This is a genomic window from Mycolicibacterium sp. MU0050 (assembly GCF_963378085.1).
Classification (GTDB): domain Bacteria; phylum Actinomycetota; class Actinomycetes; order Mycobacteriales; family Mycobacteriaceae; genus Mycobacterium; species Mycobacterium wendilense.
This window is the reverse complement of record NZ_OY726395.1, coordinates 2,591,745-2,618,385: the sequence shown is the minus strand read 5'-3', so window position 1 is coordinate 2,618,385 and position 26,641 is coordinate 2,591,745. Positions and strand designations below refer to the sequence as shown.

Here is a 26,641-nt window from a genome sequence, read left to right as displayed (position 1 = left end):
TGACGCAGGCGGCAGTGGATGTGCTGGGCGTAGCTCGTGAGCAGGTGCTCGAACGTGGCGAGGGCTTGACCCAGGAGCAGGTGCTGCAGGTGCTGCAGCTCTCCGACGACCATCTCGAAGACCTGCTGGCGCTGGCCCACGAGGTGCGGATGCGCTGGTGCGGACCCGAGGTCGAGGTCGAGGGCATCATCAGCCTGAAGACCGGCGGTTGCCCGGAGGACTGCCATTTCTGTTCGCAGTCCGGGCTGTTCGCCTCCCCGGTGCGTAGCGCGTGGCTGGACATCCCCAGCCTGGTGGAGGCCGCCAAGCAGACCGCGAAGTCCGGCGCCACGGAGTTCTGCATCGTCGCGGCGGTGCGCGGCCCCGACGAGCGACTGCTGGCGCAGGTCGCCGCCGGCATCGAGGCCATCCGCAACGAGGTGGACATCCAGATCGCGTGCTCGCTGGGCATGCTCACCCAGGAGCAGGTGGACCGCCTCGCCGAGATGGGCGTGCACCGCTACAACCACAACCTCGAGACCGCCCGGTCGTTCTTCCCTAACGTGGTGACCACCCACAGCTGGGAGGAGCGCTGGAGCACCCTCGGCATGGTGCGCGAGGCCGGAATGGAGGTCTGCTGCGGCGGCATCCTCGGGATGGGCGAGACGCTGGAGCAGCGCGCCGAGTTCGCCGCCAACCTCGCCGAGCTCGACCCGCACGAGGTTCCGCTGAACTTCCTCAACCCGCGGCCGGGCACCCCGTTCGGCGACCTGGAGGTGCTGCCGGCCGCCGACGCGCTGCGCGCCGTGGCGGCCTTCCGGCTGGCCCTGCCGCGGACCATGCTCCGGTTCGCCGGTGGCCGCGAGATCACCCTCGGTGACCTGGGCGCGAAGCAAGGCATCCTGGGCGGCATCAACGCCGTCATCGTCGGTAACTACCTGACCACGCTCGGCCGTCCCGCCGAGTCGGACCTGGAACTGCTCGACGATCTGCAGATGCCGATCAAGGCGCTCAACGCGAGCCTGTAAGAATTCGGTGATGATCGCAGACATCCCGGCGCTGCCCACCCCGGTCGGCGCGGGAGCCTTCAACGTCTATACCGGGGTCGCAACCGATGACGTTGCGGCGCAGGTGATTCCCACCGCGGCTCAGCTCGGGCTCGAGCCGCCGCGGTTCTGCGCGGCGTGCGGCCGGCGGATGATCGTGCAGGTTCGCCCCGACGGCTGGTGGGCCAAGTGCTCGCGGCACGGCGTGGTCGACTCCGAAGACCTGGAAACTCAGCGGTGACCGCCGCGGTGGCCGCACCGTCGACGTCGCGCGCCGGGGCGGCATTGCGCACCGTGGTCGCCCTGACCGCGGCCGGGGCCGCCCTCGGCGCGTTGTGGGCCTGGCTGGCTCCGCCGGCGCACGGCGTGGTCGCCCTGACCAAGAGCGGTGACCGGGTGCACGCCTACCTGGGCACCGAGGCGGATCACTTCTTCGTCGCGGCGTTTCTGATGCTGGGGATGCTGTGTGTGCTGGCGGTGGTCGGCTCGGCGGCGGTCTGGCAGTGGCGGGCTCACCGCGGGCCGGTGCTGCTGGTGGCGCTGTGTCTCGGGGTCGGGGGCGGCGCCGTGGCGGCCATGGCCCTCGGGTCGGTGCTGGTCGGGGCCCGGTACGACGCGATAGACATCGCCGGGGCGCCGGTGTCTCCGGATCATCGCGTGCACTACGTCACCGAGGCGCCCGCGGTGTTCTTCGGGCAGACGCCGCTGCAGGTCGCGATCACGCTGCTGGTGCCAGTCGCGACCGCGGCGCTGGTCTACGCGGTCTGCGCGGTGGCGTCACCGCGCGACGACCTGGGCGGTTATCCGCCGGTCGAGGGCGTGGTGCTGGGCGCGCCCGCGGTCACAGTGGACGGCGGTTGAGCACCCGTCCCGAGACCACCCGCGCGGCGACCGTACCGAGCCGCCACATGCCCTGATAGGTCATCGGATTGAGCAGTGTCGGCCACTTGGTCCGGACGACGTGCTCGGACAGTGGTCGGCCCTCGAACCGGTCGATGAGCCAGCGCAACGTCATGGGCGCCGACATCGGGTGCAGCAGCAGATGCTCGCTGAACAGGTCGCGGTGGTAGGTGACGTGGGCGCCGCCGGTGCTGTAGGTGTCGGCGAGTTCGTCGATGTCGTCGACCGAGACGATCCGGTCGTGCACGGCCTGCACCACCAGCACCGGGGGTGTGGGGGCGGTGCCACCGAGCTTGATGTCGGCGAACACGTGCTGCACCTCGGGGCTGTCGAGGATCTGCTCCAGCGGACAGTCGACCAGCTTGTCCATGTCCATGCGCACCAGCCGCAACACGGCGTGCATGGTGGTCAGCTTCTGCACGCGTTGCAGCATTGCCTTGCCCTCGGGGGTGGCGTGCTCGTCGATGATCCGGCGCAGGTCGGGATAGATGTGTGACAGCGCGGCCACCACGGTGGCCGGCAGACCCGAATAGATGGTGCCGTTGAGGCGGCGGAAGGTGCTGCCCAGGTCGCCGACGGGCGAACCCAGGACCGCCCCGACGACGTCGAGTTCGGGGGCGTAGTCGGCGCACACCTCGGCCGCCCACGCGGTGGCCAGGCCGCCGCCCGAATAGCCCCAGAGCCCCACCGGCGCGTCCGGGGACAGGTCCAGGGCGGGCGCCGTCTGGGCCGCCCGCACCCCGTCGAGAACGTGGTACCCGGGCTCGTTGGGGGCGCCCCAGATGCCCTGGAGACCCTCGTGGTCGGGGACCGACACCGCCCAGCCTTCCGCCAGGGCGCCCGCCATCAACAGGAATTCCAGCTGGGCCAGCGAACCCAAGGCGTGGGCGCCGCGGCGCAGCGCGTAGGACGGGAAGCAGCGATCGGTGACCGCGTCGATGGCGCACTGATAAGACAGCACCGGGGTGGGCTTGTGCGGGGAGCGCTGGGCGGGCACGAGCACCGTGGTGACCGCGGCCACGGGGGCGCCGTGCCGGTCGGAGGTGCGGTACAGCAGCTGGGTGGCGACGATCCGCTGCGGGATCAGGCCGAGAAACGCCAGCTGGACGTCACGACTGCGCAGCACGGTGCCGGGACGGGCGTGCTCGAATCCCGCCGGTGGCGTGTAGAACGGGTCCAGCGACGGCCGTAGCGGACGGGTCCCGGGGACCCATTCCTCGTGCGGCGGGGCCCCGATCCACTCGGCGGTGCGTGCCGCGGCGGCGCCTGACTCCATGGGGGACTCCCTTCGCGCCCGCGAAAAGGCGGACGCGCGATTGTCTCTTACGAATCCCTTAAAAATCAACACCCGTCGGGGGGCGCAGCGCGGCGAACTCGTCGGTGACCCGCAATCGGGAGTCGGTGAACTGGTAGAGCGCGGCCGGTCGGCCGCCGCTGCGCCCGGACTGCGCGGTGGTGCCGGTGCGGGTGATCACCTTGCGGCGGACGAGCACGCGTTGCAGGTTGGTGGCGTCGACTTGGTAACCCAGCGCGGCGCCATAGATGTCGCGCAGCGTGGACAGCGCGAATTCCTTTGGTGCCAGAGCGAATCCGATGTTCGTGTAGGACAGCTTGGCGCTGAGTCGGGCGTGTGCGTGGGTGACCATCGGTCCGTGGTCGAAGGCCATCGGGGGCAGCTCGTCCACCGGGTGCCAGCGGGTGTCCGGCGGGAGTGCGGGGGTGGCGGGGGAGGGCACCAGGCCCAGGAACGTCGAGGCGATGGTGCGATCGCCGGGCACCCGGTGCGGATCCGAGAACACCGCCAACTGCTCGAGGTGGGCGATCTCCCGGAGGTCGACTTTCTCGGCCAACTGCCGGCGCACCGAACTCGTCATGTCCTCGTCGTGGCGCAGGCGGCCGCCGGGCAGCGACCACGCGCCGCGCTGCGGATCGAGCGCACGCTCCCACAGCAGCACGCTGAGCTGGGGATTCCGGCTGTCCAGGCCGCGAACCTGAAACACGACGGCCAGCACTTCGTGCGCAGTGCTAAAATTTCCCATGTTTTCGATTGTAAGTCGAAAACCTCCGACGCCGAAAGGAGCGGTCATGACCGTTATCGACCGCGACATGGACAGTTCAATGGTGGAACGGATCGTTGACGGCCCCGGTGGCTACACCGGGGTGGCCGGCGACGAGCAGTGGGCCGCCCAGATCCGCCGGTTGGCGAAGCTGCGCGGCGCCACGCTGCTGGCGCACAACTATCAGCTCCCGGAGATCCAGGACGTCGCCGACCACGTCGGCGACTCATTGGCGCTGTCCCGGATCGCCGCCGAGGCGCCGGAGGACACCATCGTGTTCGCCGGGGTCCACTTCATGGCCGAGACCGCCAAGATCCTCTCGCCGGAGAAGACGGTGCTGATTCCCGATCAGCGCGCCGGTTGCTCGCTGGCCGACTCGATCACCGCGGACGAACTGCGGGCCTGGAAGGACGAGCACCCCGACGCCGTCGTGGTGTCCTACGTCAACACCACGGCCGCGGTGAAGGCGCTGACCGACATCTGCTGCACCTCGTCGAACGCCGTCGAGGTGGTGCAGTCCATCGACCCCGACCGCGAGGTGTTGTTCTGCCCCGACCAGTTCCTCGGCGCGCACGTGCGCCGGATGACCGGCCGGGAGAACCTGCACGTGTGGGCCGGCGAGTGCCACGTGCACGCCGGCATCAACGGCGACGAACTCGCCGACCAGGCCCGCACCCATCCGGACGCCGAGTTGTTCGTGCACCCCGAGTGCGGTTGCGCGACCTCGGCGCTCTACCTGGCCGGTGAGGGCGCATTCCCGGAGGATCGGGTGAAAATCCTGTCCACCGGCGGGATGCTCGACGCCGCGCGCGAATCCAACGCCCGTCAGGTCCTGGTGGCCACCGAGGTCGGGATGCTGCATCAATTGCGCCGCGCCGCACCGGAAATCGACTTCCAGGCGGTCAACGACCGGGCCTCGTGCAAGTACATGAAGATGATCACCCCGGCGGCGATGCTGCGCTGCCTGACCGAGGGCGCCGACGAGGTCCACGTCGATCCCGAGACGGCCCGGTTGGCCCGTGCCAGCGTGCAGCGGATGATCGAGATCGGCCAACCCGGCGGCGGCGAATGACCGGACCGGCCTGCGGCGGCTCGGGTCCGCTCGCCGGGTGGTGGCAGCAGCGCGCTGACGTCGTCGTGATCGGTACCGGCGTCGCCGGGTTGACGGCCGCGCTCGCCGCGCACCGCGCGGGTCGCACGGTGACCGTGCTGAGCAAGGCGGCAGCCGAAAGCGCTGCCACCGCAACCTGCTACGCGCAGGGCGGCATCGCGGTGGCGCTCGGCGGCGATCCCGATGCGGTCACCGCCCACGTGGCCGACACGGTGGCCGCCGGTGGCGGGTTGTGCGATCCGCATGCGGTGGAATCGATTGTGGCCGAAGGACATCGCGCGGTCGCCGACCTGGTGGGCGATGGCGCGCGGTTCGACGAGTCGCATCCCGGGCAGTGGGCGCTGACCCGCGAGGGCGGACACTCCCGACGCCGCATCATCCATGCCGGCGGCGACGCCACCGGCGCCGAGGTCCAGCGCGCGCTCGACGTGGCCGCCGCCCGCCTGGACATCCGCTACGAGCATGTCGCGATGGACATCCTGCTCGACGACGGCACTGTGGCCGGGGTGCAGGTCCTGAGCCCGCACGGAGTGGGCGTCCTGCACACCTCCGCGGTGATCCTGGCCACCGGCGGACTCGGCCAGCTCTACGCCGCGACCACCAACCCCGCGGGCTCCACCGGCGACGGCATCGCACTGGCACTGCGGGCCGGGGCCGCGGTCGGCGACCTCGAGTTCATCCAGTTCCACCCGACCATGCTGTTCGACGGCCGCACGGGCGGGCGCCGGCCGTTGATCACCGAGGCGTTGCGCGGCGAGGGCGCGATTCTCGTCGACGCGCAAGGTAATTCGGTGATGGCGGGCCTGCACCCGATGGCGGATCTGGCACCGCGCGACGTGGTGGCCGCCGCCATCGACGCGCATCTGCGGACGACCGGCTCGCCCTGCGTCTACCTCGACGCGCGGGGGATCGCCGGTTTCGAGGCGCGCTTCCCGACCGTGACGGCCTCCTGCCGGGCGGTGGGGATAGACCCGACGCGACAGCCCATTCCGGTGGTGCCGGGGGCCCATTACAGCTGCGGTGGCGTCGTCACCGACGTCGCGGGACAAACCGAGGTGCCGGGCCTGTTCGCCGCCGGCGAGGTCGCGCGCACCGGCATGCACGGCGCCAACCGGCTGGCCTCCAACAGCCTGCTGGAGGGGTTGGTGGTCGGTGGCCGCGCCGGCCGCGCCGCCGCGGCCCACGCGTCGAGCGCCGGAGCCGTGGTGGCGCGCGCGCCGCGGCGGCCCGACCCCGAGATGATCGACCGCGCGGAGTTGCAGCACGCGATGTCCCGGGACGCCTCGGTGGTCCGCGACGGGGCCGGCCTGATGCGGCTGACCGAGACCCTGGCCTCGGCGCGGCGTCGCCCCGCCACCACCCGGGCGCGGGTCGAGGATGCGGCCCTGACCGTGACCGCGCGTGCGGTGGCGGCCGCGGCGACCGAGCGCACCGAGACCCGGGGCAGCCACCACCGCGCCGATCATCCGTCGACTGACGAGACGTGGGCGCGCAGCACGGTGCTGCGGATGGTCGACGAGCGCATTGTCGTCGACGCTCCGGTGGTGGCGTGATGGCCGACATCGGATTGACCGCCGCGGAACTCGACGAGGCGCGCGAGATCATCGCCCGCGGCCTCGACGAGGACCTGCGCTACGGACCGGACGTCACCTCGGTGGCGACGGTCGCCGACGACGCGCGCACGACCGCGGCGATGGTGACCCGGGCCGAGGGCGTGGTCGCGGGCATCGACGTCGCGCTGCTGGTGCTCGACGAGGTGTTGGGCCGCGACGGGTACACGGTGCTCGGCCGCGCCGACGACGGCGACCGGCTACGGCCGGGGGATGCGTTGTTGACGTTGGAGGCCACCACCCGCGGACTGCTGACCGCCGAGCGCACCATGCTCAACCTGATCTGTCACCTGTCCGGGATCGCCTCGGCGACGGCGCAGTGGGTCGCCGCGGTGGAGGGCACCGCGGCGAAGATCCGCGATACCCGCAAGACGCTGCCCGGCCTGCGGGTGCTGCAGAAATACGCCGTTCGCGTCGGCGGCGGGGTCAACCACCGGATGGGCCTCGGTGACGCCGCGCTGATCAAGGACAACCACGTTGCCGCGGCGGGATCGGTGGTCGCCGCGCTGCGCGCGGTGCGCGCGGCCGCACCCGATCTGCCCTGCGAGGTCGAGGTGGATTCCCTGGACCAGCTCGACGAGGTGCTGCGCGAGGACGTCCAACTCGTGCTGCTGGACAACTTCGCCGTGTGGGAGACGCAGATCGCGGTGCAGCGCCGAGACGCGAACGCCCCCGAGGTGCAGCTGGAGTCCTCCGGCGGGCTGTCGCTCGGGGACGCGGCCTCCTATGCGGGCACCGGCGTCGACTACCTGGCGGTGGGCGCGCTCACGCACTCCGTGCGTGTCCTCGACATCGGGCTGGACTTCTAGCTCGCTCGCGCGCGGAGCGCTGCGCCCCCGGGGGCAAGCGCGCTACGGTTTTCCCCTCCAATGCGCCTTCGGGTACATTATCTCGCCTTGTCAGCGGCGGTTTGTCGAGCCAATCCAGCAAACCGTTGCAACGCTACGGTTTTATTGGTTATCGTGTAGCGAGCCGGATCGCCCGGCATGGCACCGAAGGAGCCGACGATGACCAGCACGCAGATTCCCGCGCCGCACGCCCACCGTCGGCCCGATGCCGACCCGCACGAGGGCCCCACCGAGGTGATCGCACCCGGCCGGGGCGGTCTCCCGGTGGGTGCGGCTCCCCAGCCGTGGACCCCGCCGACCCCGCCGCCCGCGGGCCCACCGCCGGGATACCCGGCGCCGCAGTGGGGTACGCCGGTGCCGCCGTGGGGCCCGCCGCCGAGTTCCGCGCACCGAAAGTGGGCGATCGTGGCCGGCGCGGTCGCGGCTGTGGCCACCATCACCGCCGTGACGGTCGCGGTGACCGCCGTCGGCGGCGACGACGATGCCGCGACGGCCACCCCACCCGCCCTGATCACCCCGGTCCTGACTCCGGCGCCGCCAAGCCCCGAGCCGGAGCCGGTCGAGGCCGCCGCGCCGGATCCCGAAACGGTGCTGCTGAGCGCCCAGGAGGTCCGCCGCATCGTCGGTACCTTCGTCGAGGAGCAGGACACCATCGCCCGACTGGTGGACAGCAGCGCCATGCTCGACGACCCGAGCTGCGTCGGCGTTGTCGGTCCCATCCAGCGCCGCGCCTACTCGGGTGCGGATTACGATCTGGTGGCCGGCAGCATCGTGGGTGACCCCGAAGGCCGGCAACGGTCGATAATCCAAGGGGCCGTGAGCTTTTCCTCGCACGCCGACGCCGCAGCGTACGTGGCCGACGCGCAGCGCAGCTGGCGCGAATGCTCGAACCGGTCGCTGACGCTGAGCTCCTCGGACGGGGAGAGCCACACCGTGTGGAATGTCGAGTCCCCGGCCGCCGGCGCCACCGGTGACTTCATGACCGTCTACCGCTCCCCGGAGGGTTCGCGCGGCGGGTGTGAGCGCGCCCTGGGCAGCAGCGGCGCGATCGTGGTCGACACCCTGGTGTGCGGAATCGGCGCCGAGGGCGAGGCCCTGGGGGTCGCCGAGGCCATCGCGGACAAGGCGGCCGACGGCTGAGTTGCGCGACCCGCGGGCGCCCGCGTCGAGGTCCTGCTCAGGCGTGATTTTATTCAGCTGGACCAATCAGGGACAATCGACGGTGATGGCCAACTTCGAAATGTCCCGGATCGACCTGCGCAACCAGACGCTTTCGGCTGCGCAACTCCGCGGCGCCCTGCCCCGGGGCGGCGTCGACGTCGACGCGGTGCTGCCCAAGGTCCGTCCGATCGTCGAGGCCGTCGCCACCCGCGGCGCCGAGGCCGCCCTCGAATACGGGGCCTCGTTCGACGGCGTACGGCCCAAGACGGTCCGGGTGCCCGCCGCCGCGCTCGAACAGGCGCTGCGGGAGTTGGATCCAGACGTGCGAGCCGCCCTCGAGGTGGCCATCGCGCGGGCCCGCGCCGTGCACGCCGACCAGCGCCGCACCGACACCACCACCGAGCTGGCGCCCGGGGCCACCGTGACCGAGCGGTGGGTTCCGGTCGAGCGCGTCGGGCTCTACGTTCCGGGCGGCAACGCCGTCTACCCCTCGAGCGTCGTGATGAACGTCGTGCCGGCCCAGATCGCCGGCGTCGACTCGCTGGTGATCGCCAGCCCACCGCAGGCGTCGGGCACCGGCGCCTTCCACGGCCTGCCCCATCCGACCATCCTGGCGGCCGCGGCGCTGCTGGAGGTCGCCGAGGTCTGGGCGGTCGGCGGCGCCCAGGCCGTCGCCCTGCTGGCCTACGGCGGCGCCGACACCGACGGGGCCGAGCTGGCGCCGGTGGACATGATCACCGGCCCGGGCAACATCTACGTCACCGCGGCCAAGCGGATCTGCCGCTCGCAGGTGGGCATCGACGCCGAGGCGGGGCCCACCGAGATCGCGATCCTCGCCGACCACACCGCCGACCCGGTCCACGTTGCCGCCGACCTGATCAGCCAGGCCGAGCACGACGAGATGGCCGCGAGCGTCCTGGTGACCTGCAGCACCGAGTTGGCCGAGGCCACCGACCGCGAACTGACCGCCCAACTGCAGACCACGGTGCACCGCGACCGCGTCTCGACGGCGCTGAGCGGTCGGCAGTCGGCGACCGTGCTGGTCGACGACATCGACCAGGGTGTGCGGGTGGTGAATGCCTACGCCGCCGAACACCTCGAGATCCAGACCGCCGACGCGCCGGCGGTGGCCGACCGGATTCGCTCCGCGGGCGCCATTTTCGTGGGCCCGTGGTCGCCGGTGAGCCTCGGTGACTACTGCGCGGGCTCCAACCACGTGCTGCCCACCGCCGGCTGCGCGCGGCACTCCAGTGGGCTGTCGGTCCAGACCTTCCTCAAGGGCATCCACGTGGTGGACTACACGGAAGCCGCGCTCAAGGACGTCTCCGGTCATGTCATCACGCTGTCGAAGGCCGAGGACCTGCCCGCCCACGGCGAGGCGGTCCGCCGGAGGTTCGAGCGATGATCGGCGACTCGGTGACGCTGGCGGACCTGCCGCTGCGCGAGAATCTGCGGGACAAATCTCCCTACGGCGCACCGCAGTTGGACGTGCCGGTGCGGCTGAACACCAACGAGAACCCGCATCCGCCGACCGCGGCGCTGATCGCCGACGTCGCGGAGTCGGTGCGGGCGGCCGCCGCGGAGTTGCACCGTTACCCCGACCGTGACGCGGTGGCGTTGCGGACCGATCTGGCGGCCTATCTCACCGCGGCCACCGGCGTCGAACTCGGCGTGCAGAACGTGTGGGCGGCCAACGGCTCCAACGAGATCCTGCAGCAGCTGCTGCAGGCCTTCGGCGGTCCCGGCCGCAGCGCGATCGGGTTCGTCCCGTCGTACTCGATGCATCCGATCATCTCCGACGGCACCCAGACCCGGTGGGTGACGGCGGCGCGGTCGACCGACTTCGCCCTCGACACCGACGTCGCGGTGACCGCGATCGAGACGCACCGGCCCGACGTGGTGTTCGTCGCAAGCCCGAACAACCCCTCGGGGCAAAGCGTTCCGCTCGACGACCTGCGCCGGCTGCTCGACGCGATGCCGAGCGGAGTGCTGATCCTCGACGAGGCCTACGGCGAGTTCTCCTCGCAGCCGAGTGCGGTCCGGCTGATCGACGAGTATCCGACCAAGCTGGTGGTCAGTCGCACCATGAGCAAGGCGTTCGCGTTCGCCGGCGGCCGGCTCGGCTACCTGATCTCCTCGCCCGCGGTCATCGACGCGATGCTGCTGGTCCGGCTGCCGTACCACCTGTCGGTGCTCACCCAGGAGGCCGCGCGGGCGGCGTTGCGCCACGCCGACGACACCCTGGCCAGTGTCGCGACCCTGATCGCCGAGCGGGAACGGGTGGCACAGGCGTTGCGGGAGATGGGATTCCGGGTGATCGACAGCGACGCGAACTTCGTGCTGTTCGGCGATTTCGCCGACGCGGCCGCGACCTGGCAGCGCTATCTCGACGCGGGTGTGTTGATCCGGGATGTCGGCATTCCGGGCCATCTGCGCACCACCATCGGGCTGGCCGCCGAGAACGACGCCTTTCTGGCGGCCAGTGCCCGTCTGGCCGCCACCGAACCCGTGCAGGAACCCCGAGTAGGAGCACCGTGAACCGCCACGCCAAGGTCGAACGCAAGACCAGGGAATCCGACATCGTCGTCGAGATCGACCTCGACGGCACCGGGCAGGTGCACGTCGACACCGGGGTCCCGTTCTTCGACCACATGCTGACCGCGCTGGGCAGCCACGCCAGCTTCGACCTGACGGTGCGCGCCGAAGGTGACGTCGACATCGAGGCGCACCACACGGTGGAGGACACCGCCATCGTGCTGGGGACCGCGCTGGGCCAGGCGCTGGGGGACAAGAAGGGCATCCGCCGGTTCGGCGATTCCTTCATCCCGATGGACGAGGCGCTGGCGCATGCCGCCGTCGACGTCTCGGGCCGACCCTACTTCGTGCACACCGGGGAACCGGAGTACATGGTGAACTTCACCATCGCCGGTTCCTCCACGCCGTACCACACCGTGATCAACCGGCACGTGTTCGAATCGCTGGCGTACAACGCCCGGATCGCGCTGCACGTCCGCACGCTGTACGGCCGCGACCCGCACCACATCACCGAGGCCCAGTACAAGGCCGTCGCGCGGGCGCTGCGCCACGCCGTGGAGCCGGACCCTCGGGTGACCGGCGTGCCGTCCACCAAAGGCAGCCTGTGACAACGACTTCGACGAAGTCGGTCGTCGTTCTCGACTACGGGTCCGGCAACCTGCGCTCCGCGCAACGCGCGCTGGAGCGGGTCGGTGCCCGCGTCGAGGTGACCGCGGACCCGGCCGCGGCCGCCAACGCCGATGGTCTGGTGGTCCCCGGCGTGGGGGCCTTCGAGTCGTGCATGACCGGGCTGCGCTCGATCGGCGGAGAACAGATCATCGCGCAGCGGGTGGCCGCCGGGCGACCGGTGCTCGGGGTCTGCGTCGGGATGCAGATCCTGTTCGCCCGCGGTGTGGAGTTCGGGGTGGAATCCGTCGGCTGCGGTCAGTGGCCCGGCGCGGTCACCCGACTCGAGGCGCCGGTGATCCCGCACATGGGCTGGAACGTCGTGCAGAGCGCCCCGGACAGCACGCTGTTCAAGGGACTCGGCGCCGACGCCCGGTTCTACTTCGTGCATTCGTATGCCGCCCAGCGGTGGGAGGGCAACAGCGCGGCGTTGCTGACCTGGGCGACGCACCAGGTACCGTTCCTGGCTGCGGTCGAGGACGGCCCACTGGCCGCCACGCAATTTCATCCGGAAAAGAGCGGCGACGCCGGCGCCGAGCTGCTCGCGAATTGGGTTGAGGGACTGTGACTTCTAAACCACCATTGATTCTGTTGCCCGCCGTCGACGTGGTCGACGGACAGGCCGTCCGGCTGGTGCAGGGCAAGGCCGGCAGCGAAACCGACTATGGGTCCGCCCTCGAGGCCGCCGAGACCTGGCAGCGTGACGGCGCGGAATGGATCCACCTGGTGGACCTCGACGCCGCGTTCGGCCGTGGCTCGAACCGGGAGCTGCTCGCGGAGCTGGTCGGCAAGCTCGACGTGGCCGTCGAGCTGTCCGGCGGTATCCGCGACGACGAATCCCTGCAGGCCGCGCTGGCCACCGGATGTGCGCGGGTCAACCTGGGCACCGCGGCCCTGGAGAATCCGGTGTGGTGTGCGGCGGCCATCGCCGAACACGGTGACCGCGTGGCGGTGGGCCTGGACGTCAAGATCATCGACGGCAATCACCGGCTGCGCGGACGCGGCTGGGAAACCGACGGCGGTGACCTGTGGGAGGTCCTGGAACGTCTTGACCGCGAAGGGTGTTCGCGTTTCGTGGTCACCGACGTCACCAAGGACGGCACCCTGGCCGGGCCCAACCTGGAACTGCTCGAGCAGGTCGCCGCGCGCACCGACGCGCCCGTGATCGCCTCCGGCGGGGTGTCCAGCCTCGACGACCTGCGGGCCATCGCCACGCTGACCGACCGCGGGGTCGAGGGCGCGATCATGGGCAAGGCCCTCTACGCGGGGCGGTTCACCCTGCCGGAGGCGCTGGCCGCGGTCAGCGGTTGATCTGCAGATGACGACACCGCCCGACGTCGATCCCGCCAAGCTGGCCGACCTGCTGTCCGTCGCCGCCGAGGTTCTCGACGGCGTCACCGAACAGTTCATCGCCGGACATCGCGCCGAGAGCGCCGTGCAGAAGAAGGGCAACGACTTCGCGACCGAGATCGACCTGGCCATCGAGCGACGCGTGGTCGCCGAGCTGCAGCGGCTGACCGGAATCGGGGTGCACGGCGAGGAATTCGGCGGTGAGTCGCTGGACGCCGACCTGGTCTGGGTGCTGGATCCGATCGACGGCACGTTCAACTACGCGGCCGGCTCGCCGATGGCCGCGATCCTGCTCGGCCTGCTGCACAACGGCCGGCCGGTGCTGGGGCTGACCTGGCTGCCGTTCGTCGGCCAGCGCTTCACCAGCCTGCCCGGGGAACCGGTGCACTCCAGCGGGCAGCCGCTCGAACCCCTGCAACCGGCCACCCTGGCCGACTCCATCGTCGGGATCGGCACCTACAACATCGATTCCCGCGGCCACTTTCCGGGCCGGTATCGCTCGGCCATCCTCGACAACCTCAGCCGGGTGTGCTCGCGGGTGCGCATGCACGGCGCCACCGGGATCGACCTGGCCTATGTGGCCGCCGGGATCCTCGGTGGGGCAATCAGTTTCGGTCACCATGTGTGGGACCACGCGGCCGGGGTGGCGCTGATCCGGGCGGCCGGCGGCATCGTCACCGACCTGGAGGGGCAGCCCTGGGTGCCGGGGTCGCGGTCGGCGTTGGCCGGCGCACCGGGCGTACATGAGGAGATGCTCGAGATCGTGCGTGCGGTCGGAGACCTGGAGGACCATCGGCGATGAGCGGCGACGCGCGGCCCGGTGTGGCCACCCGGGTGATCCCGTGTCTGGATGTGGACGCGGGCCGGGTGGTCAAGGGCGTGAACTTCGAGAACCTGCGGGACGCCGGAGACCCGGTGGAGTTGGCGGCCCGCTACGACGCCGAGGGCGCCGACGAACTGACCTTCCTGGACGTCACGGCGTCGTCGTCGGGACGGGCCACCATGTTGGAGGTGGTGCGCCGCACCGCCGAACAGGTGTTCATCCCGTTGACCGTCGGTGGGGGCGTGCGCTCGGTGGAGGACGTCGATGTGCTGCTGCGCGCCGGGGCCGACAAGGCGTCGGTGAACACCGCGGCGATCGCCCGGCCCGAGCTGCTCGCGGAGATGGCGCGCCAGTTCGGCTCCCAGTGCATCGTCTTGTCGGTCGACGCCCGCTCGGTGCCGGCGGGTGGCCGGCCGACCCGGTCGGGCTGGGAGGTCACCACCCACGGCGGGCGCCGGGGCACCGGCATCGACGCGGTGGAATGGGCCGCGCGCGGCGCGGAATTGGGCGTGGGGGAGATCCTGCTGAACTCCATGGACGCCGACGGCACCAAGGCCGGCTTCGACCTCCCGATGCTGCGCGCGGTCCGCGCGGCGGTGGGCGTGCCCGTGATCGCCAGCGGCGGCGCCGGCGCGGTGGAGCACTTCGCCCCCGCGGTGGCCGCCGGGGCCGACGCGGTGTTGGCGGCCAGCGTGTTCCACTTCGGCGAACTGACCATCCGCGAGGTGAAGGCCGCCATGGCGGCGGAGGGGATCTGCGTGCGATGACGTTGGACCCGGAGATCGCGGCGCGCCTGAAACGCAACGAGGAAGGCCTGTTCACCGCGGTGGTGCAGGAGCGCGGCAGCGGCGACGTGCTCATGGTGGCGTGGATGGACGACGACGCGCTGGCCCGCACCCTGGAAACCCGTGAGGCCACCTATTTTTCGCGCTCGCGCCGAGAGCAGTGGATCAAGGGTGCGACATCGGGGCACACCCAGCGCGTGCACAGCGTCCGGCTCGATTGCGACGGCGACGCCGTGCTGCTGGTGGTCGACCAGGTGGGCGGCGCGTGCCACACCGGCGATCACAGCTGTTTCGACGCCGACGAACTGCTGGGGCCCTGAGCTCAGGCGGTGGCCGGGCGCGCCCGCAACGTCTCGAGCGCCTTGTCGGCGTGGGTGTCCATGCTGAGTTCGCTGGCGATCACCTCGAGCACCCGACGGTCGGTGTCGATGACGAAGGTGGTCCGCTTGACCGGCATGAATTTGCCGAGCAAACCACGTTTGACGCCGAACTCCGTCGCGACCGCGCCGTCGGAATCCGACAGCAGCGGGTAGTCGAACTTCTCCTTGTCGGCGAACCGGGCCTGCTTGTCGACGCTGTCGGTGCTGATGCCGACCCGTTGCGCTCCCACCGCGGCGAACTCCGCGGCCAGATCCCGGAAGTGGCAGGCCTCCTTGGTGCACCCGGGGGTCATCGCGGCGGGATAGAAGAACAACACGACCGGGCCGTCGGCGAGCAGCTCGCTGAGCCGGCGCTCGGTGCCGTGCTGATCGGGTAGTGCGAAGTCCTCGACGACATCACCGCGTTTCATGATCAACACGCTACGCCGGAGGGCGCTGCGACGTCTGGGAAGATGATGTCCGTGTACGCCGACGTCAACATCGCATCGACCACCACGCGGGAGGATTTCCGGGTGCTGGCGGCCGAGCACCGCGTGGTCCCGGTGACCCGCAAGGTGCTCGCCGACAGCGAGACTCCGCTGTCGGCCTACCGCAAGCTCGCCGCCAACCGTCCCGGGACCTTCCTGCTGGAATCCGCCGAGAACGGGCGGTCCTGGTCGCGCTGGTCGTTCATCGGCGCCGGCGCCCCGTCGGCCCTGACGGTCCGCGACGGCGAGGCGGTCTGGTTGGGGACCACGCCGCAGGATGCGCCCAGCGGCGGGGACCCGCTGCGCGCGCTGCAGACCACCCTGGAACTGCTGCGCACCGCGGCGTTGCCGGACCTGCCGCCGTTGTCGGGCGGCATGGTGGGCTTCTTCGCCTACGACCTGGTGCGCCGGCTGGAACGCCTACCCGAGACCACCGTCGACGACCTGCAATTGCCGGATCTGGTGATGATGCTGGCCACCGACATCGCCGCGGTCGACCACCACGAGGGCACCATCACCCTGATCGCCAACGCGGTGAACTGGAACGGCACCGACGAGCGGGTGGACTGGGCCTACGACGACGCGCTGGCCCGCCTCGAGGTGATGACCGAGGCGCTGGGGCAGCCGCTGCCCTCCACGGTGGCGGGCTTCGGCCGGCCCGACCCCGTGCACCGCGCGCAGCGGACGGTGCAGGAGTACAGCGCCATCGTCGACAAGCTGGTCGGCGACATCGAGGCCGGCGAGGCCTTCCAGGTGGTGCCGTCGCAGCGCTTCGAGATGGACACCGACGTCGACCCGATCGACGTGTACCGGATGCTGCGGGTGTCCAATCCCAGCCCGTACATGTACCTGATGCACGTGCCGGACGACACCGGCGGGACGGCGTTCTCGATCGTCGGGTCGAGTCCGGAGGCGCTGGTGACGGTGCAGGACGGCTGGGCCACGACCCACCCCATCGCCGGTACCCGGTGGCGTGGCGCCACCGAGGAGGAAGATCAACTGCTGGAGAAGGACCTGCTCGCCGACGAGAAGGAACGCGCCGAGCACCTGATGCTGGTCGACTTGGGCCGCAACGATCTCGGGCGGGTCTGTGTGCCCGGCACGGTGCGGGTCGAGGACTACTCCCACATCGAGCGCTACAGCCACGTCATGCACCTGGTGTCCACGGTCACCGGACTGCTGGCCGACGGGCACACCGCCCTGGACGCGGTCACCGCGTGCTTCCCCGCCGGCACGCTGACCGGGGCGCCGAAGGTGCGTGCGATGGAGCTCATCGACGAGGTGGAGCTGACCCGGCGCGGTCTCTACGGCGGCGTCGTGGGCTACCTCGACTTCGCGGGCAACGCCGACTTCGCCATCGCCATCCGCACGGCCCTGATGCGGGCCGGCACCGCCTACGTCCAGTCCGGCGGCGGGGTGGTGGCCGATTCCAACGGCCCCTACGAGTTCAACGAGGCCGCCAACAAGGCCAAGGCGGTCCTGGCCGCGATCGCCGCCGCCGAGACGCTGGCGGCCCCGGGTGACCATGGCTGAGGGCGCGCGCCGCCGGCGGCTCAGCGGAATCCGGGTCGCGCAACTGCTGCTGGTGCTGGCCGCGGCGGGCCTGTACACCGCGAGCCGGCTGACGTGGGTGGAGGTGGAATCCTTCGACGGCCTGGGTCCGCCGAAGACCATCGCGCTGGCCGGTTCGACCTGGTCGACGGCGCTGGTGCCGGTGGCGTTGCTGCTCGGCGCCGCGGTGCTGGCGACCCTGGCCGTGCGGGGCTGGCCGCTGCGGGCGCTGGCGTTGCTGCTGGCGGTGGTCAGCGCCGCGATCGGCTACCTGGCGATCAGCCAGTGGGTGCTGCCCGACGTGGCGTTGCGCGCCACCGAGCTCGCCGAGGTCTCGCTGCTGACGTTGGTGGGCAGCGAGCGGCACTACGGCGGCGCGGTCGTGACGCTGTGCGCCGGCGTGGCGACCCTGGTGGCCGCGGCACTGTTGATGCGGGCGGCGTCGCAGGAATCGGCGCAGCGGCGGTACACGACGCCCGGGGCGCGCCGCGCCGCGCTGCGCGAGCAGGCCGAGGCCCCCGCGGAGGCCGCCTCACCAGCGCCGACAGCCGAGCCGATATCCGAGCGGACCATGTGGGACGCGCTCGATGAGGGCCAGGACCCTACCGACGGGACGAGCGGACCGGAAACCGGCGGGCCGTCGGAGGGGCGGTGAAACTCGCTGGCCGGTAAGCGGCTACCCTTTCGGCAATGCGTTGGAACGGCGCGAACCGTTCCGTGACGCGGGGTTGGGCAAGGCAGGAAGGAACGACTGGCATGGGTGGGCCGACCGTCCTCGACTCCATCATCGAAGGGGTCCGGGCAGATGTTGCCGCTCGGGAGGCCGTCGTCAGCTTGGAGCAGATCAAGGCCGCGGCCAACGCGGCTCCGCCGCCGCTGGATGTGCTGGCCGCACTGCGTGCGCCCGGTATCGGCGTGATCGCCGAGGTGAAGCGGGCCAGTCCGTCGCGCGGCGAGTTGGCGCACATTCCCGACCCGGCCGACCTGGCCCGCGCCTATCAGAGTGGCGGGGCGCGGATCGTCAGCGTGCTCACCGAGGAGCGTCGGTTCAACGGGTCACTGGCCGATCTCGACGCGGTGCGCGCGGCGGTGTCCATCCCGGTCCTGCGCAAGGACTTCATCGTGCGGCCGTACCAGATTCATGAGGCGCGCGCGCACGGCGCGGACATGCTGCTGCTCATCGTCGCCGCCCTGGAACAGCCCGCCCTGGAATCGCTGCTCGAGCGCACCGAGTCCTTGGGGATGACGGCCCTGGTGGAGGTGCACACCGAGGAGGAGGCCGACCGCGCGCTGCAGGCCGGCGCCACCGTCATCGGCGTCAATGCCCGCGACCTGAAGACCCTGCAGGTCGACCGCGACTGCTTCGCCCGGATCGCCCCCGGCCTGCCCAGCAACGTCATCCGGGTGGCCGAGTCCGGAGTCCGCGACACCGCGGACCTGCTGGCGTACGCCGGTGCCGGCGCCGACGCCGTGTTGGTGGGCGAGGGCCTGGTCGTCAGCGGTGACCCGCGCACCGCGGTGGCCGACCTGGTCACCGCCGGCGCGCATCCGTCCTGCCCCAAACCGGCCCGCTAGCTCGCGATGTACCCCGCACGCGAAGGGTCTTGAGTCATGGCCGATTTCACGCTTCCCGACCTTCCGCGCATGAGCGCCGCGGTCTCCGAGCACACCGCGCACGGTCCCGACGAGCGCGGCCACTTCGGGGTCTACGGCGGCCGCTACGTCGCCGAGGCGCTGATGGCGGTGATCGAGGAGGTCACCGCCGCCTACGAGAAGGTGCGCATCGACAGGGAGTTCCTCGACGAACTCGACCGGCTGCAGACCCACTACACCGGACGCCCGTCGCCGCTCTACGAGGCCAGTCGGTTGTCCGAGCACGCCGGCGGCGCGCGGCTGTTCCTCAAGCGTGAGGACCTCAATCACACCGGCTCGCACAAGATCAACAATGTGCTCGGCCAGGCCCTGCTGGCCCGGCACATGGGCAAGAAGCGGGTGATCGCCGAGACCGGTGCCGGCCAGCACGGCGTCGCCACCGCCACCGCCTGTGCGCTGCTCGATCTCGAGTGCGTCATCTACATGGGTGCCGTCGACACCGCCCGCCAGGCCCTCAACGTCGCCCGGATGCGGCTGCTGGGCGCCGAGGTCGTGTCCGTCGAATCGGGGTCGAAGACCCTCAAGGACGCGATCAACGATGCGTTCCGGGACTGGGTGACCAACGCCGATACCACCTACTACTGCTTCGGCACCGCCGCGGGACCGCATCCGTTCCCGGCGATGGTGCGCGACTTCCAGCGCATCATCGGCCTGGAGGCCCGCCAGCAGATCCAGGCCCAGGCCGGCCGGCTCCCGGACGCGGCCGTGGCCTGCGTGGGCGGCGGTTCGAACGCGATCGGGCTGTTCCATGCGTTCATCGACGACCCGGGCGTGCGGCTGGTCGGTTACGAGGCCGCCGGGGACGGGGTGGAGACCGGTCGCCACGCCGCGACGTTCACCGGCGGATCGCCGGGCGCGTTCCAGGGGTCGTATTCCTATCTCTTGCAGGACGAAGACGGCCAGACCATCGAATCCCATTCCATCTCAGCGGGTCTGGACTACCCGGGCGTCGGCCCCGAACATGCGCACCTGCGCGAGATCGGGCGCGCCGAGTACCGGCCGATCACCGATTCGGAGGCCATGGACGCGTTCAAGCTGCTGTGCCGCACCGAGGGCATCATCCCCGCGATCGAGTCCGCGCACGCCGTCGCGGGTGCGCTCAAGCTGGGCGCCGAGCTGGGCCCCGGGTCGGTCGTGGTGGTGAACCTGTCCGGCCGCGGCGACAAGGACGTGGCCACCGCAGCGAAGTGGTTCGGTTTGCTGGACGAATCGGCGGTGCAGTCGTGAGTGCGGCCGGCCGGCTGGGCCCGGTGTTCGAGGCCGCACGGGCTGAGCAGCGCGCGGCGCTGATCGGCTATCTGCCCGTCGGCTACCCGGACGTGCCCACCTCCATCGACGCGATGACCACCCTGATCGACGCGGGCTGCGACGTCGTCGAGGTCGGCATTCCCTACTCGGATCCCGGAATGGACGGACCGACCATCGCGGCGGCCACCGAGATCGCGCTGCGCAAGGGCGTGCGCGTGCGGGACAGCCTGCGCGCAGTCGAGGCGATCAGCAACGCCGGCGGCCACGCCGTGGTGATGGTGTACTGGAACCTGGTGTTGCGCTACGGAGTCGACGCGTTTGCCCGCGATCTCGCCGCCGCGGGCGGGCTCGGGCTCGTCACCCCGGACCTGATTCCGGACGAGGCTGACGACTGGTTCGCCGCCTCGGAGGCCCACGACCTGGACCGCATCTTCCTGGTGGCGCCGTCCTCGACACCGGAGCGGTTGGCGACCACCGTCGAAGCCTGCCGCGGTTTCGTCTATGTGGCCTCGACGATGGGGGTGACCGGCGCCCGCGACGCGGTGTCCAACGCCGCCCCGGAGTTGGTGTCACGGGTCAAAGCGGTCTCCGACATCCCGACCGGCGTCGGACTGGGCGTGCGCTCGCGCGAGCAGGCGGCCGAGATCGGCGCGTATGCCGACGGCGTCATCGTCGGTTCGGCCTTGGTGTCGGCGTTGGGTGAGGACTTGAGTGCCATGCGAACGCTCACCGAGGAATTGGTGGCAGGTGTACGACAGAAGGTGACTGGGGTTACTGGGTGATCACCACAACGCTGGCCTATTTTCCGAGTCCCTCACAGGGGGTGTGGTTCTTAGGCCCGTTCCCGATCCGGGCCTACGCGGTGTGCATCATCATCGGGATCATCGCCGCGTTGGTGATCGGGGACCGGCGCTGGACGGCGCGTGGCGGCGAGCAGGGCGTCATCTACGACATCGCCTTGTGGGCGGTGCCGTTCGGTCTCATCGGTGGCCGGATCTACCACGTGTTGACCGACTGGCAGACCTATTTCGGCAGTGGTGGCGCGGGTGCGATGGCCGCCCTGCGCATCTGGGACGGCGGATTGGGCATCTGGGGCGCGGTGGCGTTCGGCGGGCTGGGCGCGTGGATCGCGTGCCGTCGGCGCGGAATCCCGTTGCCTGCCTTTGGCGATGCGATTGCGCCGGGGATCGTGTTGGCGCAGGCGATCGGCCGGCTGGGGAATTATTTCAACCAGGAACTCTACGGCCGCGAGACCACGGTGCCCTGGGGCATGGAGGTGTTCTACCGCCGCGACCCCTCGGGCATCATCGACGTGCACTCGCTCAACGGCGTGTCCACCGGCCAGGTCGCCGCGGTGGTGCATCCGACGTTCCTCTACGAACTGCTGTGGAACCTGCTGGTTTTCGCGGCGCTGATCTACATCGACCGCCGGTACAAGATCGGCCACGGCCGGCTGTTCGCGCTCTATGTTGCGGGCTACTGCGTCGGCCGGTTCGGCGTGGAACTGCTTCGCGACGACTACGCCACCGAGATCGCCGGCATCCGAATCAACTCGTTCACCGCAACCTTCGTGTTCATCGGCGCCATCGTCTACTTCATCCTGGCCACCAAGGGCCGCGAGGATCCCGCGACGCTGCGCGGTAAGGCGGAGCAACCGCTCATCGAGGAGATCGCCGAGGATCTGTCCGCCGTGGCGGCGACGACGGGGGTGGTGGCCGCGGCCACCGTCGCCAACCGTGAGGAGGCCGACGAGGACGTCGGCGCGGAGCGTGAGGCGGCCGAGGATGCCGAGGTGCCCGCCGCCGCTGAAACCGAGACACCCGAACCCGCCATCGCGGTGGACGCCGTTGGAGAACTCGATACCGAGTCCGTTGCAGGCGATGGTGAGGCCGAGGACCGGGGCGAGGATTCCGACGTAGCCGCCGAGCCGGCCGAGGAGCCAGAGGAATCGACCGAGGACACCGAAGGCACTGCCGAGGGCGAACCTGAGGCCGAATCCGCTGCGGACGCCGACGAAGTCGAGCCGGCGGCCGTGGGCGAACTGGACACCGACGCGGCCGAAGACGCGGTCGTAGACGCCGCCGAGGAAGCCGGCGCGGACTCCGAGGACTCGGACGCGGGCGACGAGGGCGCGGACGTAGGCGACGAGGGCTCGGACGTGGGGGACGAGGGCGCCGAGGTCGAGCCTGAATCCGTCGGCGAACTCGATACCGAGTCCGTTGCCACCGATGGTGAGGCCGAGGACCAGGGCGAGGATTCCGACGCAGCCGCCGAGCCGGCCGAGGAACCAGAGGAATCAGCCGAGGACACCGAAGGCACTGCCGAAGACGCGGAAACCGACACCGAGGTCGAACCTGAGGCCGAATCCGCCGCGGACGCCGACGAAGTCGAGCCGGCGGCCGTGGCCGAACTGGACACCGACGCGGCCGAAGACGCGGTCGTAGACGCCGCCGAGGAAGCCGGCGCGGACTCCGAGGACTCGGACGCGGGCGACGAGGGCACGGACGAGGACGCCGAGGTCGAGCCTGAATCCGTCGGCGAACTCGATACCGAGTCCGTTGCCACCGATGGTGAGGCCGAGGACCGGGGCGAGGATTCCGACGTAGCCGCCGAGCCGGCCGAGGAGCCCGAAGACACTGCCGAGGACGCGGAAACCGACGCCGAGGGCGAACCTGAGGCCGAATCCGCGGCGGACGCCGACGAAGTCGAGCCGGCGGCCGTGGCCGAACTGAACACCGACGCGGCCGAAGAACTCGACGCGGACGAAAAGCGCGACGAGGAAGCCGAAGACGCTGACGGGGCCGAGGAAGCCGAGCCCGACGAAGACGAGGACACCCTGGAGGCCGAGGTCGCCGAGGCCGGCGTCAGCACCGCGACCGAGGCCGAGGACGCGCAGCCGATCGACGACGAGCACGATCCGCTCGACGACGACGCCCAGGACTCGCTGGACGACGCCGAGGCCGTCGTCAAGGCCGAGACCGACGAAGCCGACGAGCCCGGCCAAGCCCCTGCCGATCCCGAGCCGTCCCCAGCAGAGGCGGCGGCGGCCGAAGATTCCCCGGCGGAGACGAAAGCCAAGCGTCGCTGGTGGCGGCGCCGCTGACCGCGAGCGGGCCGGTTCTGGCATTCTGAAGGCATGACTTCCACGTCCGGCCCTTCGGAAGGCGACGGCACGCCGCCGCAGCAGCCCTACGAGTACCCGCCGCTGCACGGGTACGAAGATGCCTCGTCCCAGTCACAGCAGGCGAGCTACCCGCCGCCGATGCCGCCGCAGTACGGCGCGCAGACGCAGTACCCGCCGCCCGGTGGCTACTACGACCCGTCGGCGCCGTGGGGCCGGCATCCGATGACCGGAGAACCGTTCTCGGACAAGTCGAAAGTCGTTGCGGGACTGCTACAACTCGTCGGCCTGGTCGGCATCTGCGGGATCGGCCGGTTCTATATCGGCCAGACCGGGCTGGGCATCGCGCAGCTGTTGGTCGGCCTCGTCACCTGTGGTGTCGGCGCCGTGATCTGGGGCATCATCGACGCGGTCCTGATCCTCACCGACAGGGTGCGCGACACGCACGGCCGCCCGCTGCGCGATGGCACCTGACGGGACGCAGACACAGCGCACCGCCCGGTACGCGGCGCTGGGCACCGGTGTGGCGGTGGCCGGCGGCCTGGTCTACGTGGGGTTGGTCGATCCGCATCGGCCCGGATCCCTGTTCCCGCCATGCCCGTTCAAGATGATCACCGGCTGGGACTGCCCGGCCTGTGGCGGCCTGCGCATGACCCACGATCTGCTGCACGGCGACTTCGCCGGCGCGGTCGCGGACAACGTATTCGTGTTGGTCGGTCTGCCGCTGCTGGTGCTGTGGGGCCTGTGGCGTTGGAAACGCGCCAAGCCGCTGTTCACCTGGTTCACCGGCGCGACGGTGTTGGTCGCGTTGGCCGCCTGGACGGTGGTGCGCAACCTGCCGGGTTTCCCGTTGGTGCCCACCGTTCTGGACGGCTGACGCCCCGCTGTTGGGTTGCGGTCCGGTCTCGCGGAGATGTCCCCTCGATGAACAGGAACCAGCCTGCGGCGGCCCCTCATCTGTATCGTTCGAGATGCCGTCTGACTGCGACTATGCTGGTTTGACGTGAGCAGCAGACGCGGCAAAATCGTATGTACCTTGGGTCCGGCCACCGCTACCGACGAGAAGACTCGGGCGCTTGTCGAGGCGGGCATGGACGTGGCCCGGCTGAACTTCAGCCACGGGGACTACGTCGACCACAAGGCAAACTACGAACGCGTGCGCCAGGCGTCGGATGCCACCGGACGCGCCGTCGGAATCCTCGCCGACCTGCAGGGGCCGAAGATCCGGTTGGGGCGGTTCGCCGAGGGCCCGACCTACTGGGCCACCGGCGAGACCGTACGCATCACCACCGAGGAGTGCCCCGGCACCCACGAGCGGGTCTCCACCACCTACAAGCAGTTGGCCGCCGATGCGCAGCCCGGGGACCGGCTGCTCGTCGATGACGGCAAGGTGGGCCTGGTGGTCGAGCACATCGACGGTAACGACGTGGTGTGCACCGTCACCGAGGGCGGCCCGGTCAGCAACAACAAGGGGCTGTCGCTGCCCGGGATGAACGTCTCGGTTCCCGCGCTCACCGAGAAGGACATCGAGGACCTCGAGTTCGCCCTGAATCTCGGGGTCGACCTGGTCGCGCTGTCGTTCGTCCGCTCGCCGGCCGACGTCGAGATCGTGCACGGCGTCATGGACCGGGTCGGGCGGCGCGTCCCGGTCATCGCGAAACTCGAAAAGCCCGAGGCGATAGACAATCTCGAGGCCATCGTGTTGGCCTTCGATGCGGTCATGGTGGCGCGCGGGGACCTCGGTGTCGAGCTCCCGCTCGAAGAGGTGCCGCTGGTGCAGAAGCGCGCCATTCAGATGGCCCGGGAGAACGCGAAGCCCGTGATCGTCGCCACCCAGATGCTCGAGTCGATGATCGAGAACTCCCGCCCCACGCGCGCGGAGGCCTCCGACGTCGCCAACGCGGTCCTCGACGGTGCCGACGCGGTGATGCTCTCGGGTGAGACGTCGGTGGGCAAGTATCCGCTGGAGGCGGTGCGGACCATGGCCCGCATCATCAAGGCGGTCGAGGAGAATTCCATCGAGGCGCCGCCGTTGACGCATCTGCCGCGCACCAAGCGCGGTGTCATCTCCTATGCGGCCCGCGACATCGGCGAGCGGTTGGACGCCAAGGCGTTGGTGGCCTTCACGCAGTCCGGCGACACCGTCAAGCGGTTGGCCCGCCTGCACACCCGGCTGCCGCTGCTGGCCTTCACCGCGTGGCCGGAGGTGCGCAGCCAGCTCGCATTGACCTGGGGCACCGAGACTTTCCTGGTGGACAAGATGGTTGCCACCGACGACATGATCCGCGAGGTGGACCGGTCCCTGCTCGAGCTCGGCCGGTACAAGCGCGGCGACCTGGTGATCATCGTCGCGGGTGCTCCGCCGGGCACAGTAGGCTCGACCAATCTGATCCACGTCCACCGCATCGGGGAGGACGACCACTAGGCGTCAACGCCGGCAGCACCAGGAGGCTCGACTTCAGATGAGGACATCGGCCGAAACTGATTTCGAGGAGTTGCTGGCGATCCTCGACCTGCGCAAGGTCGAGGCCGAAGCCGGGCCGGAAACCTTCTTCGGCGCCCATCCCAGCAAGAACCCGATCCGCACCTTCGGTGGGCAGCTGATGGCCCAGGCGTTCGTCGCCGGAAGCCGCACCGTCCCAGCCAATCTGCCGCCCAGCGCCCTCAACGTGCACTTCATCGCGGGTGGGGATCCCACCCAGGACCTGGAGTTCACGGTCGTGCGACTGCGCGACGAGCGTCGGTTCGCCAACCGCCGCGTCGACGTCAGTCAGAACGGGGTCCTGCTGGGCACGGCCCTGATTTCCTACCTGGCCGGCGGCCGCGGCCTGGAGCACAACATCAGCGCGCCCGCGGTGCCCGATCCGGAGGACCTGCCCAAGATCGACGAACTGCTGGTGGGTTACGAAGAGACCGTGCCGCTGTTCGTGCAGGCTTCTCGGCCCATCGAGTGGCGCTACACCAACGACCCGGCGTGGATCATGCGCGACAAGGGCGACCGTCTGGACCACAACCGGGTGTGGATGACCACCGAGGGCCCCATGCCCGACGATCCGGTATTGCACTACGCGGCAATGGTTTACTCCTCGGACACCACCGTGCTGGATTCGATCATCACCACGCACGGGCTGTCGTGGGGGCATGACCGGATCTTCGCCGTCACCATCGACCATTCGGTGTGGTTCCACCGGCCGGTGCGGTTCGACGACTGGGTGCTCTATTCGACGACGTCGCCGGTGGCCGCGGAGTCGCGCGGCCTGGGCACCGGACACTTCTTCGACCGGGACGGCCTGCTGGTGGCCACCGTGGTGCAGGAAGGCATCGTCAAGCACTTCCCGAGCCGCAAGTGA

At 70.3% G+C, this 26,641-nt stretch carries 28 protein-coding genes; 25 read left to right on the top strand and 3 right to left on the bottom strand.

The annotated features are described in order from the left end of the window. Positions 1 to 14: 14 nt before the first annotated feature. From bioB to R2K23_RS12295, 3 genes are read left to right on the top strand one after another with little or no spacing between them, the layout of a single operon-like run. Positions 15 to 1,007 (top strand): biotin synthase BioB, encoded by a 993-nt coding sequence (gene bioB, locus R2K23_RS12305; RefSeq protein ID WP_316517239.1) that lies wholly within the window; start codon positions 15 to 17, stop codon positions 1,005 to 1,007. A 10-nt stretch (positions 1,008 to 1,017) separates the two neighbouring features. Further along, positions 1,018 to 1,266, top strand: coding sequence for a biotin synthase auxiliary protein BsaP (gene bsaP, locus R2K23_RS12300; RefSeq protein WP_316509881.1), 249 nt, complete (start codon positions 1,018 to 1,020; stop codon positions 1,264 to 1,266). Beyond that, positions 1,263 to 1,886, top strand: a complete 624-nt coding sequence (locus tag R2K23_RS12295) for a DUF2567 domain-containing protein (RefSeq protein ID WP_316509880.1) — start codon at positions 1,263 to 1,265, stop codon at positions 1,884 to 1,886. The genes bsaP and R2K23_RS12295 overlap by 4 nt, the downstream gene beginning before the upstream one ends. On the opposite strand, the gene R2K23_RS12290 is transcribed toward R2K23_RS12295, so the two are convergent. After that, positions 1,867 to 3,201: a lipase family protein gene (locus tag R2K23_RS12290; protein WP_316509879.1), complete on the bottom strand. Its 1,335-nt coding sequence runs from the start codon at positions 3,199 to 3,201 to the stop codon at positions 1,867 to 1,869. The genes R2K23_RS12295 and R2K23_RS12290 overlap by 20 nt on opposite strands. 58 nt (positions 3,202 to 3,259) lie before the next feature. Next, positions 3,260 to 3,964, bottom strand: a complete 705-nt coding sequence (locus R2K23_RS12285) for an NUDIX hydrolase (RefSeq protein ID WP_316509878.1) — start codon at positions 3,962 to 3,964, stop codon at positions 3,260 to 3,262. A gap of 46 nt (positions 3,965 to 4,010) precedes the next feature. Between R2K23_RS12285 and nadA the strand changes: the two genes are divergently transcribed. The 12 genes from nadA to hisI all read left to right on the top strand — a co-directional run bounded on the left by nadA (position 4,011) and on the right by hisI (position 15,191). Next, positions 4,011 to 5,054 (top strand): quinolinate synthase NadA, encoded by a 1,044-nt coding sequence (nadA, locus tag R2K23_RS12280; protein WP_316509877.1) that lies wholly within the window; start codon positions 4,011 to 4,013, stop codon positions 5,052 to 5,054. Next, complete coding sequence (locus R2K23_RS12275) at positions 5,051 to 6,646, top strand: L-aspartate oxidase (RefSeq protein ID WP_316509876.1); 1,596 nt, start codon at positions 5,051 to 5,053, stop codon at positions 6,644 to 6,646. Before nadA ends, R2K23_RS12275 begins: the two co-directional genes overlap by 4 nt. Beyond that, on the top strand, positions 6,646 to 7,512 hold the full coding sequence (nadC, locus tag R2K23_RS12270) for a carboxylating nicotinate-nucleotide diphosphorylase (protein WP_396891874.1): 867 nt from the start codon (positions 6,646 to 6,648) through the stop codon (positions 7,510 to 7,512). The genes R2K23_RS12275 and nadC overlap by 1 nt, the downstream gene beginning before the upstream one ends. Before the next feature lie 198 nt (positions 7,513 to 7,710). Then, entirely contained in the window at positions 7,711 to 8,691 is a 981-nt protein-coding gene (locus tag R2K23_RS12265) for a sensor domain-containing protein (protein WP_316509875.1), read from the top strand. A gap of 85 nt (positions 8,692 to 8,776) precedes the next feature. Further along, positions 8,777 to 10,117 carry a histidinol dehydrogenase gene (gene hisD, locus R2K23_RS12260; protein ID WP_316509874.1) on the top strand — a complete coding sequence of 447 codons (1,341 nt, stop codon included), beginning with the start codon at positions 8,777 to 8,779 and terminating at the stop codon, positions 10,115 to 10,117. After that, on the top strand, positions 10,114 to 11,250 hold the full coding sequence (locus R2K23_RS12255) for a histidinol-phosphate transaminase (protein ID WP_316509873.1): 1,137 nt from the start codon (positions 10,114 to 10,116) through the stop codon (positions 11,248 to 11,250). Before hisD ends, R2K23_RS12255 begins: the two co-directional genes overlap by 4 nt. Next, the gene (hisB, locus tag R2K23_RS12250) at positions 11,247 to 11,855 is read left to right on the top strand and encodes an imidazoleglycerol-phosphate dehydratase HisB (RefSeq protein WP_316509871.1); all 609 of its coding nucleotides are present in this window, start codon (positions 11,247 to 11,249) and stop codon (positions 11,853 to 11,855) included. Before R2K23_RS12255 ends, hisB begins: the two co-directional genes overlap by 4 nt. Further along, positions 11,852 to 12,481, top strand: coding sequence for an imidazole glycerol phosphate synthase subunit HisH (hisH, locus tag R2K23_RS12245; RefSeq protein ID WP_316509870.1), 630 nt, complete (start codon positions 11,852 to 11,854; stop codon positions 12,479 to 12,481). The genes hisB and hisH overlap by 4 nt, the downstream gene beginning before the upstream one ends. Further along, complete coding sequence (gene priA, locus R2K23_RS12240) at positions 12,478 to 13,224, top strand: bifunctional 1-(5-phosphoribosyl)-5-((5-phosphoribosylamino)methylideneamino)imidazole-4-carboxamide isomerase/phosphoribosylanthranilate isomerase PriA (RefSeq protein ID WP_316509868.1); 747 nt, start codon at positions 12,478 to 12,480, stop codon at positions 13,222 to 13,224. Before hisH ends, priA begins: the two co-directional genes overlap by 4 nt. A 7-nt stretch (positions 13,225 to 13,231) precedes the next feature. After that, complete coding sequence (locus R2K23_RS12235) at positions 13,232 to 14,065, top strand: inositol monophosphatase family protein (protein WP_316509867.1); 834 nt, start codon at positions 13,232 to 13,234, stop codon at positions 14,063 to 14,065. Beyond that, positions 14,062 to 14,853: an imidazole glycerol phosphate synthase subunit HisF gene (hisF, locus tag R2K23_RS12230; RefSeq protein ID WP_316509866.1), complete on the top strand. Its 792-nt coding sequence runs from the start codon at positions 14,062 to 14,064 to the stop codon at positions 14,851 to 14,853. Before R2K23_RS12235 ends, hisF begins: the two co-directional genes overlap by 4 nt. After that, complete coding sequence (gene hisI / locus R2K23_RS12225; protein ID WP_316509865.1) at positions 14,850 to 15,191, top strand: phosphoribosyl-AMP cyclohydrolase; 342 nt, start codon at positions 14,850 to 14,852, stop codon at positions 15,189 to 15,191. The genes hisF and hisI overlap by 4 nt, the downstream gene beginning before the upstream one ends. 2 nt (positions 15,192 to 15,193) lie before the next feature. On the opposite strand, the gene R2K23_RS12220 is transcribed toward hisI, so the two are convergent. Beyond that, on the bottom strand, positions 15,194 to 15,661 hold the full coding sequence (locus R2K23_RS12220) for a peroxiredoxin (protein ID WP_316509864.1): 468 nt from the start codon (positions 15,659 to 15,661) through the stop codon (positions 15,194 to 15,196). A gap of 45 nt (positions 15,662 to 15,706) precedes the next feature. On the opposite strand from R2K23_RS12220, the gene R2K23_RS12215 reads away from it, so the two are divergent. The 10 genes from R2K23_RS12215 (at position 15,707) to R2K23_RS12170 (ending at position 26,641) form a co-directional block, all read left to right on the top strand. Next, entirely contained in the window at positions 15,707 to 17,251 is a 1,545-nt protein-coding gene (locus tag R2K23_RS12215) for an anthranilate synthase component I (RefSeq protein ID WP_396893587.1), read from the top strand. Further along, positions 17,244 to 17,924: a TIGR02234 family membrane protein gene (locus R2K23_RS12210; RefSeq protein WP_316516977.1), complete on the top strand. Its 681-nt coding sequence runs from the start codon at positions 17,244 to 17,246 to the stop codon at positions 17,922 to 17,924. Before R2K23_RS12215 ends, R2K23_RS12210 begins: the two co-directional genes overlap by 8 nt. Before the next feature lie 101 nt (positions 17,925 to 18,025). After that, positions 18,026 to 18,844 (top strand): indole-3-glycerol phosphate synthase TrpC, encoded by an 819-nt coding sequence (trpC, locus tag R2K23_RS12205; protein ID WP_316516975.1) that lies wholly within the window; start codon positions 18,026 to 18,028, stop codon positions 18,842 to 18,844. Between the two features lie 36 nt (positions 18,845 to 18,880). Next, complete coding sequence (gene trpB / locus R2K23_RS12200; protein WP_316516973.1) at positions 18,881 to 20,149, top strand: tryptophan synthase subunit beta; 1,269 nt, start codon at positions 18,881 to 18,883, stop codon at positions 20,147 to 20,149. Continuing rightward, complete coding sequence (trpA, locus tag R2K23_RS12195) at positions 20,146 to 20,952, top strand: tryptophan synthase subunit alpha (protein WP_396893498.1); 807 nt, start codon at positions 20,146 to 20,148, stop codon at positions 20,950 to 20,952. Before trpB ends, trpA begins: the two co-directional genes overlap by 4 nt. Beyond that, on the top strand, positions 20,949 to 23,273 hold the full coding sequence (gene lgt / locus R2K23_RS12190; RefSeq protein ID WP_316516971.1) for a prolipoprotein diacylglyceryl transferase: 2,325 nt from the start codon (positions 20,949 to 20,951) through the stop codon (positions 23,271 to 23,273). The genes trpA and lgt overlap by 4 nt, the downstream gene beginning before the upstream one ends. A gap of 159 nt (positions 23,274 to 23,432) precedes the next feature. Further along, positions 23,433 to 23,765: a TM2 domain-containing protein gene (locus R2K23_RS12185; protein ID WP_316517234.1), complete on the top strand. Its 333-nt coding sequence runs from the start codon at positions 23,433 to 23,435 to the stop codon at positions 23,763 to 23,765. Then, positions 23,755 to 24,168 carry a DUF2752 domain-containing protein gene (locus R2K23_RS12180; RefSeq protein ID WP_316516969.1) on the top strand — a complete coding sequence of 138 codons (414 nt, stop codon included), beginning with the start codon at positions 23,755 to 23,757 and terminating at the stop codon, positions 24,166 to 24,168. The genes R2K23_RS12185 and R2K23_RS12180 overlap by 11 nt, the downstream gene beginning before the upstream one ends. A 126-nt stretch (positions 24,169 to 24,294) precedes the next feature. Next, positions 24,295 to 25,716: a pyruvate kinase gene (gene pyk / locus R2K23_RS12175; protein WP_316516967.1), complete on the top strand. Its 1,422-nt coding sequence runs from the start codon at positions 24,295 to 24,297 to the stop codon at positions 25,714 to 25,716. 37 nt (positions 25,717 to 25,753) lie between these two features. Continuing rightward, on the top strand, positions 25,754 to 26,641 hold the full coding sequence (locus R2K23_RS12170; protein WP_316516966.1) for an acyl-CoA thioesterase II: 888 nt from the start codon (positions 25,754 to 25,756) through the stop codon (positions 26,639 to 26,641).